The following is an 8,173-nucleotide window of genomic DNA, read 5'->3' on the forward strand; positions in this document are numbered from 1 at the left end:
GTTTGCGCGGCCGCCGCGTACGCGACGAAGGAGCAAGCGGCGGTCGCGCAAACGCGAGCCATAAGGGGGCCGCGAACACCCAGCGCCGCAGGCGCTGGAAAGACAAACACAGCTAGGCTGCTTGCGGACAAACTGGTGCGCGAACCAGTGTGACGGGAGAAGTGTGGAATGAGCGTGCGCAGCTGGCCCCAGGTGCTCGGAACCCTCGCCGACGGTGGCGACCTGGCCGCGGACGACACGGCGTGGGCGATGAGCGAGATCATGTCCGACAACGCCACCCCCGCGCAGATCGCCGCGTTCGGCGTCGCCATGAAGATCAAGGGACCCACGCCCGCCGAGCTGACCGGCCTGGCCAGCGGCATGCTCGAGCACGCCCGGCTGGTGCGGATCGATGGCGACGCGGTCGACATCGTCGGCACCGGCGGTGACCGGTCCGGCTCGGTGAACATCTCCACCATGTCCTCGATCGTGGTGTCCGCGGCCGGGGTACCCGTGGTCAAGCACGGAAACCGGGCCGCGTCATCGAAGAGCGGCGGCGCCGATGTGCTGGAGGCGCTGGGCGTGAAGCTCGCGCTCGGTCCCGAGGCGGTGGCTCGCTGTGTGCGGGAAGTCGGCATCGGTTTCTGCTTCGCGGCCGTGTTCCACCCCGCCCTGAGGTACGCGGGCGCGGCGCGCAGCCAGATCGGCATCCCGACCGTCTTCAACGTGCTGGGGCCGCTGACCAACCCCGCGCAGCCGCGCGCCGGGCTGGTCGGCTGCGCGTTCGCCGACCTGCTGCCCGTGATCGCGGGCGTGTTCGCCGAACGCGGCGCGAGCGCGCTGGTGGTGCGCGGCAACGACGGCCTCGACGAGATCACCACCTCGGACACCACCGAGGCGTGGATCGTGTCGGGTGGACGAACGCGCCGAACCACCATCGATCCGACCCGCATCGGCATCCCGCGGGTCGATCTGGACGCGCTGCGCGGCGGCGACAGCGAGGTGAACGCGGGCGTGGCCCGCGACGTGCTCGCCGGTCGCGGTGGCGCGGTCCGGGACGCGGTCCTGCTGAATTCGGCCGCGGCGATCCTGACCTACGACTGGTCGCGCGGCGTCGGCGATCCCGACGCCGACCTGCACGCCGCGCTCGCGGCAGGCGTCGAGCGCGCCGCCGAGGCGATCGACACGGGCGCCGCCACAGCGTTGCTGGAGCGCTGGGCGAAGTTGACGCAGACGCTCGGCGACAACTGACGCGGGCCGGCTCGGTGCCCGCAGCGATGCCCGGCTCGTGCACGCTGCCGCGGCTTCCGCGCCGACCTGGCCGTGCCGATGCTCCGGCATCGCCGCTGGGGACATGCGCCGACACGCTGACCTGAGCGAGGGCCGTGGCCGGGATCGTCGCGGCCGGTAACGTCGGCCGGACAATTCGGCGCATGCCGAGTCGGGCACCGCGCCGATCGGTTCGACCGACGAGGAGCACCGACATGCGACTTTTTGTTCCGCTACTCGCCGTCCTCGCCACCGCAGGCATCGCCGCCGCCCCAGGAGCGAATGCGGCCGGAGGCGTTTTGTTCGCCGACGGCGTCGTGTACGAGAACCCGGTCGGCTGCGTCGAGGTCGGCGACGGGTCCGACGTGGAGATCCGCAACCGCACCGACGGCGTCGCGCACTTGTACGAGTCGCCGGACTGCTCGGGCGACGTCGTCGTGCTGCCACCGAACGACGGCGCCTATTTCGCCGTGCGCAGTGTTCGGGTGCGGGACTGAGGGACTATTCGCCGAGCGAGAACGCCGCCTCCACTTCAGCGCGCGAATACGACTTGAACGCGATATGGGTCGTGGTGCGCAGGACACCCGGTGTCTTGTCGATCCGGCCGGTCACCACATCGGCGATCTGCTCGTGGTCACGTACCCGCACGATCGCGATCAGGTCCACGTCACCCGCGCAGGAGTAGACCTCGGCGACGCCGTCGGTGTCCGCGACCGCCTGCGCGGTCTCCGGGATGCGGCCGTTGTCGGCGTGGATCAGGACGATCGCGGTAATCATGACGCTCAGCCTAAGCGGTCCAGATAACCTTCCTCGGTCGGTTGGGCGCGGACCGCCGCGTCGGCCAGTTCCGCCCAGCCCAGCCAGCGCGCCGCGCCGAAGAGCGGCTCGTGATACCCGTCCGTGGTCCGCACGATGCGTACGCCGGGCCGGGCCAGCCAGCGTACGACCAGCGCCACTTCCTCGGGGGACGCGCCGCGTAAAGGCGGGGCGTTCTCGACCGGAGACCTGGCGTGGTCCTGCACATGCGGTCCGGCGACCCCGGCCGGAACCACTGTTTCGGCGGCGGCCACGATCTGCTCCACGATGGGCATCGGCGGCACGCCCCGCTGGGCGGTGCCGGAACCGGCCAGGCGGCCGTACCGGATGACCGCGAACTCCCACCCGCCGTCACCGTCGGGATGCGCGGCGATCAGCTCGGCGATGCGCGCCACCGCGGCCAGTCGCTGGGTGCGCCGCAGCGCGCGCACCACTCGCGCCGCGCGATCCCGCAGCCGCGCCGCCGCCTCGAAATGTTCCGCGCGCGAATGAGTTTCGATGCGGTCGAGCATGAGCCGGATCGGCGCGTCGCTGCGCCCGGCGAACAACGCGCGCACGAGCGCGGGCGCGGGCGCGTACTGCGCCATGTCCAGCGGCTTTCCCTCGGAGCCCGCTGGACATCCGCCGACCAGGGCGGGCGGGCACTCGTGCGCCGCGTTCCTGGGCAGCCGTGCCGTGCAGGTGCGCAACCCGGTGAATTCGGCGATGATCACGCTCAGGTCGGCGGCGTCGTTGCGGGAGTTGAACGGCCCCAACGCGTCCCGGCCGGGCTCGCGCACCACCGAGAACCGCGGGAACGGCTCGTCGGTGAGAGTGAGCCACCAGGCCCGTTTCGGGAATTTCGACCGGCGGTTGTAGGGCGGGGTGTGCGCCACCAACAGCCGCAGTTCGCGCACCCCCGCCTCGAGCGCGTGCGCGCACACCACGTGGTCGACCCGAATCGCCAGCGAGACCATCTCTTTCATCCGCCCTCTGGTCTCCGAACCGGTGAAGTAGTTACGGACGCGGCGGCGCAGGTTCACAGCCGTGCCTATATATAGGACTTCGTCCGAGGGACCGCGGAACAGATACACCCCCGGAGCGGCGGGGAGATCGGCCGCGAGGACGCGTTTGGAGCGCTGCCGGGGCGTGACGTCGGGCAGGTAGTCGAGCAGCTCGGTGAGACTGTGGACGCCTTGGTTCCCGACCCGCGCGATCAGGGCGTGCAGCACGTCGACGGTCGCGCGCGCGTCTTGCAGTGCCCGGTGCGTCGGCTGCGTGGTGGCGCCGAGCAGCCGGGCCAGCGAACCCAGCCGCACGGAAGGCGCCTCGTCGCGCCCGAGCACCCGTCGCGCCAGCTTCACGGTGCACAGCACCTGCGCCGCCGGCCATGCGGTGTCACACTGCGCCGCGGCGGCACGCAGGAACGCCATGTCGAACCGTGCGTTGTGCGCGACCAGCACCGCGCCCGCGGCGAACTCCAGGAAGCCGGGCAGCACCGCCTCGATGCGCGGCGCGGCGTACACCATCGCGGTGGTGATGCCCGTGACGTGCACGATCGCGGGCGGTATCGCTCGTCCCGGGTTGACCAGTGTCGCGAATTCGCCGAGCACCTCCCCGCCGCGCACCTTCACCGCTCCGATCTCGGTGATGCCGTCGGCCCCGGGACTGGTCCCGGTGGTCTCCAGGTCCACGACCACGAAAGTCGTGTCGTACAAGGGAGTGTCGAGCTCGTCGAAAGCCAGCTGCTGGACGGCCGGGCGCGGCACGGGATCGGACACGGCGAGCAGCGTAGGGCCACGGTCCGACAGGAACCGAGCACGCGAATACGCCACGAAATGTCCGAATGACACCGTGGAGATTTCGGGGCGATACCCGGGAAATGATCTAGAAATGCGGAAAAGAGACCCAGATCACATAAGGTTCAAAACTGTATCAAACATTGCGGCGAGTCCCGCGAAAAGCGATCTCCCGCCCTCGGGCGTGTCGACAACCCCTGGCTCTACGGTGTACGAACGAGTGACCATATCGGAACCTATGGCACATTGTCCGCCACTACCTGGGAAAACACCCCGCAGACCCACCCGGGGTAGCCGACCGGTCCACCCCGCCGCGCGACCCTGCCCGAACGCGCGCTCTTGCACGATTACCCCGCCGTTATCTTTTCGTGATTCGGTGGGACGTATCTCACATCCATTAGCCGGTGAAATTGTTGAGCAACCCCATTTCGCTTCGCCGACGCTTTACAAACGACCGTGATGTGTTCGTAACCTTTTCGAGACCTCACGGAGTCCCGCCGCGCCGACCGGTGCGGCGCCGACGAAGTCCGCGGCACCACCGGGTGCGGCGTCGTGAGGCAGATTGGGAGTACCGCATCATGACGACCAACGCCGCCAAGCGTCAGGCGAAGCGCGCTGTTGCCGCCGGGGCCGTCGGCGCTGCCACCATCGGCGCGTTCCTGCTGCCCGCAGCCCCCGCGTCGGCCCAGCCGGTGACCGTCCCCGGCGTGGGAACCTTCGACGTTCCGAACGAGCTGCCGGTTCCGCCGGGCATTCCGGGCGTCGAGCTGCCCGGCCCCGCTCCCCTGCCCTTCGTCGCACCCAAGGCCTCCGGCGACATCGCGCTGGACGCCGCCCTGAGCAAGGTCGGCTCGCCGTACGTCTACGGCGCCGCGGGCCCGGACGCGTTCGACTGCTCCGGCCTGGTCCAGTGGTCCTACCGCCAGGCGGGCATCGAACTGCCCCGCACCAGCGGCGCCCAGCTCGCCGCGGGCAGCCCCGTGTCCCTGGACGATCTGCGCCCTGGCGACCTCGTCTCGTTCTACGGCGGCGGCCACTCCGGCCTCTACGCCGGTGACGGCAACGTCGTGCACGCGTCCACCTCGGGCCAGCCCGTGAAGGTGGCGCCGATCTCCTCCATGCCGATCGCAGGCGCTCGCCGCTTCTGAGAAGCAGCTGGTCGGGCCGCGAGATCGCGGCCCGACCGCACCACGGCCCTGTGATCAATTCGTTCTCTACTGGACATCGATGAGGGCCGTTCCGTAACCTAACCGAGACCTTCCACCGATTACCCCGGGTTCGCCCGGCGCAAACCCTCGGGGTTCGTCGAAGGCTTCCGCGTCGGTTTCGCGAGAGATCGCTGCACGAGAGAACGGGGCACCGCGGGCTGTGGCTGAGCATCACCGGGGACAGCAGACCAAACGTCTGGTGGGAGGGACGCTGGCAGCCGGATTGCTGGCCGCCGGTCTCTACGGCGGCGGCCCGGCCGGAGCGGATCCGGTGGCGCTTCCCTCCACCGCCACGGAGGCGGTGCAGCGGATGATCGATCTGTCTCGTCAGTCCGAACAGCTCAACCAGCAAGCTCTGGGCGTGGAAGCCGAGTTGGACGCGAAGCTCGCCGTCCAGCGTGACGCCGACGCTCGGCTGGCCGCCAGCACCGACCTGGTGAACCAAGCCAGGGACGAGATCCGCCGGTATCGGCCGGTCATCGACCGCACCGCGATCGCCGCCTACCAGGGCGCCCGCACCAACCGCCTGTTCGCCGTGCTGGTCAGCGACTCACCGCAGCAACTGCTCGACCAGATGTCCACGCTGGACGTGGTGTCCGCGCAGACCTCCGAGCAGCTCGACCACTACTCGAAGGCCACCGACGCCGCGACCGCCGCCGAATCGGCGGCCCGCACCGCCGCCGACGCCGCCCGGTCCGCCGCGCAGAAAGCCGAGGCGGTGCGCATCGAACTGGAGCACAAGCGCAGCGACCTCGGCGGCGCCATCGCCCAGGTGGTGCAGGCCTGGGGGTCGCTGTCGGCCAAGGACAAGTCCGCCCTCGCCGGATCGCCGTTCCCGCCCGGCTTCGACCGGGACAGTCTCTTGCAGGGCCTCGTCCCCGGCAGCGGGACCAGCGCGCTGGCGGCCGGGCTCACCCGGATCGGCGACCCTTACGTCTGGGGCGCCACCGGTCCGGACCAGTTCGACTGCTCCGGCCTCGTCCAGTGGGCGTTCAAGCAGGTCGGCAAGAACGTGCCTCGGACGAGCTCGCAGCAGGCCACCTACGGCACGCCCGTGGCCAAGGAGGATCTGCAGCCCGGCGACGTCGTGTTCTTCTACTCCGACATCTCGCACGTCGGCATCTACGCGGGCAACGGGCTCATGCTGCACGCCTCCACCTTCGGCGTGCCCGTCGCGGTCGCACCCATGAGCTCGACGCCGTTCCATTCGGCTCGGCGATACTAGAGGCCGTGAGCGAGCCAACCAGCGGCACCGCAGTACTCGAAGCCCGACCAACCCGCGACGGGCAACGGTGACCCACCTGGGCGTGCGGCGCGGCGCCTACCCCGTCGGCCGCACAGCCGTATCCCCCGCCGGGGCGCGCCGATGAACGGCATGCGGAGATTGCGCGCGTGGTGCTCGGCCCGGCGACGCTTCGAGTTCTGTCTCACCGTCGCGATGGTGGTGGCACTCACCGGCGTGTGCGTCGCGCTGATCATGTTGCCGAACACGGTGCTGCCGAAACTGCGGGCCGCGGAGCCGGGAGCGACCGAGGCGGTGGGTCAGGCGGCGGCCGCCGATCCCCGGCTGGCCGAGGTGCGGCGCATCGTCGAACCGTTCGGGTCGATCATCGCCCGCCAGGTGCCGACCGGAGACGGGGGACGATCCCTGGTTGTCGGCCATCCCGACCAGCGGATCGAAATCGACGTGCTGGAACGTGAACTCGCCGAGGCCACCGCCGCGGTGACCGACGTCTGGGGTCCCGGCTGGGCGCAGTCCGCGCTGGTCGTCGTCGCCTCGTCGCCCTCCGAGTTCGCGGCCCTGCTGCGCTCACCCGGTCTCCTGCCCGCCGAAGTCGCCGCCGCCTCCGTCGCCGATCCGTTCACGGCGGGCAGTCGGCCCACCGGCCAGCGCGTCGTCTTCGGCCCCGACACCGGACGCCGCCTCGATCCCGAGGGCATGGCCACCCTGCTGCGGCATGAACTCACCCACATCGCCGCTCGCGCCGACACCGTCGACGGCGCCCCGCTGTGGATGCTGGAGGGTTTCGCCGACTACACCGCGCACCACGGGGAGGACCAGCGGTTCTCCGACATCGCTCCCACGCTCACCGCGCATGCCCACGCGGGCCGGATCCCCGAGGATCTGCCGCCCGACACCGACTTCTCCGGCCCCGACGCCGCCTTCACATACGAAAAGGCCTGGTCGATCTGCGCCTTCGTCGCCGAGAAGTACGACCGAGCCCGCCTCGTCCAGCTCTACCACCGCATCGCGGCGGGCAAACAGGACCCCACCACCGAAGACGGCATCCTCCGCGAAGTTCTCGGCACCCCCCGCGCCGATTTCGTCGACGACTGGCGCGAGTGGCTCCGAACCCGATCCGCCTGACCCCTACCGACAGCCGCGAGCGCACCGGTGCGGCACCCGTTACGCAGGGTCAGCGGACGTCGGCGCGGAATCGGAAGGCGTCGCACGGCAACTGGTGTCGGCCTGCTCCCGCTGCTGCTCGGCCTACGCGCCGGTGGGACATGTGGCGCGATCGCGACAACGGCGGCGACGATCCTAGCGGCCCGATCCACGGCGGCGCTCCCACAAAGCTTGTCCGTCGCCGGCGGTGAGCGAGTCACCCTCGCCAGCGGCGGTGACCGTCCTCATCACCATCGAACTCACCATCCTCATCGAAGGCGGCACTTTCGCCCTATGACCCCCGACCCGGCGCCGCTCATCGTGTCGACCCCGCAACGCCCTCGACGATGAACGACCGACCTTCTCCGTCCTGCCACCCGCTTGCACCAGGCCCGGCGCTCACAGCCAGACGCGCCCAGCGCACCTCAACCGCGACTTTCGAGCGAAGCGAGACCGAGCCTGTTCCGTTCGCGGCCCGGCTCGCGTTTGCGCGGCCGCCGCACACCGAGCGCACCACGAGCACCGAATGGCATCTCCACACCGCACATCAAGCCCTCGAGTTCACAGGCCAAACGCGCCCAGCACACCTCAACCGCGACTTTCGAGCGAAGCGAGACCGAGCCTGTTCCGTTCGCGGCCCGGCCCGGTCCCCGCGCTGTACACCGAGGTCACGCAGCCCGTGTGCCAGGCGCAGCACCCGTTCGTGCAGTTGTCGGTAGGTCCACTCTTTCCCCCTG

The 8,173-nt window shown here is 70.1% G+C and carries 8 protein-coding genes; 5 read left to right on the plus strand and 3 right to left on the minus strand.

Going from position 1 to position 8,173, the window contains the following annotated elements; translation table 11 throughout:
* The first annotated feature begins 168 nt into the window (after positions 1–168).
* Positions 169–1,230, plus strand: coding sequence for an anthranilate phosphoribosyltransferase (gene trpD / locus ACWESM_RS36420; protein WP_355081463.1), 1,062 nt, complete (start codon positions 169–171; stop codon positions 1,228–1,230).
* Positions 1,231–1,463: 233 nt separating this feature from the next.
* Positions 1,464–1,745: a hypothetical protein gene (locus ACWESM_RS36425; protein WP_355081461.1), complete on the plus strand. Its 282-nt coding sequence runs from the start codon at positions 1,464–1,466 to the stop codon at positions 1,743–1,745.
* 4 nt (positions 1,746–1,749) lie between these two features.
* Here ACWESM_RS36425 and ACWESM_RS36430 read toward each other — a convergent pair whose 3' ends face one another.
* Both ACWESM_RS36430 and ACWESM_RS36435 read right to left on the minus strand, forming a co-directional pair.
* Positions 1,750–2,025 (minus strand): Lrp/AsnC family transcriptional regulator, encoded by a 276-nt coding sequence (locus tag ACWESM_RS36430; protein ID WP_067800602.1) that lies wholly within the window; start codon positions 2,023–2,025, stop codon positions 1,750–1,752.
* A gap of 5 nt (positions 2,026–2,030) precedes the next feature.
* Positions 2,031–3,824: a DEDD exonuclease domain-containing protein gene (locus ACWESM_RS36435; RefSeq protein WP_452495700.1), complete on the minus strand. Its 1,794-nt coding sequence runs from the start codon at positions 3,822–3,824 to the stop codon at positions 2,031–2,033.
* Between the two features lie 596 nt (positions 3,825–4,420).
* Between ACWESM_RS36435 and ACWESM_RS36440 the strand changes: the two genes are divergently transcribed.
* The 3 genes from ACWESM_RS36440 (at position 4,421) to ACWESM_RS36450 (ending at position 7,418) form a co-directional block, all read left to right on the plus strand.
* The gene (locus ACWESM_RS36440) at positions 4,421–4,990 is read left to right on the plus strand and encodes a C40 family peptidase (protein ID WP_355081457.1); all 570 of its coding nucleotides are present in this window, start codon (positions 4,421–4,423) and stop codon (positions 4,988–4,990) included.
* Between the two features lie 220 nt (positions 4,991–5,210).
* Complete coding sequence (locus ACWESM_RS36445) at positions 5,211–6,275, plus strand: NlpC/P60 family protein (RefSeq protein ID WP_355081455.1); 1,065 nt, start codon at positions 5,211–5,213, stop codon at positions 6,273–6,275.
* A 150-nt stretch (positions 6,276–6,425) separates the two neighbouring features.
* Positions 6,426–7,418: a hypothetical protein gene (locus ACWESM_RS36450; protein WP_397281781.1), complete on the plus strand. Its 993-nt coding sequence runs from the start codon at positions 6,426–6,428 to the stop codon at positions 7,416–7,418.
* 565 nt (positions 7,419–7,983) lie between these two features.
* On the opposite strand, the gene ACWESM_RS36455 is transcribed toward ACWESM_RS36450, so the two are convergent.
* A partial coding sequence (locus ACWESM_RS36455; RefSeq protein ID WP_452495702.1) for an AMP-binding protein occupies positions 7,984–8,173 on the minus strand: 190 nt, incomplete at its 5' end.

This window comes from Nocardia sp. NPDC003999 (genome assembly GCF_053604885.1).

Excerpts from the sequence above, each read along its gene's own strand:
- trpD (WP_355081463.1), top strand. The coding sequence starts at position 169 with ATGAGCGTGCGCAGCTGGCCCCAGGTGCTCGGAACCCTCGCCGACGGT.
- ACWESM_RS36425 (WP_355081461.1), top strand. The coding sequence starts at position 1,464 with ATGCGACTTTTTGTTCCGCTACTCGCCGTCCTCGCCACCGCAGGCATC.
- ACWESM_RS36430 (WP_067800602.1), bottom strand. The coding sequence starts at position 2,025 with ATGATTACCGCGATCGTCCTGATCCACGCCGACAACGGCCGCATCCCG.
- ACWESM_RS36440 (WP_355081457.1), top strand. The coding sequence starts at position 4,421 with ATGACGACCAACGCCGCCAAGCGTCAGGCGAAGCGCGCTGTTGCCGCC.
- ACWESM_RS36450 (WP_397281781.1), top strand. The coding sequence starts at position 6,426 with ATGCGGAGATTGCGCGCGTGGTGCTCGGCCCGGCGACGCTTCGAGTTC.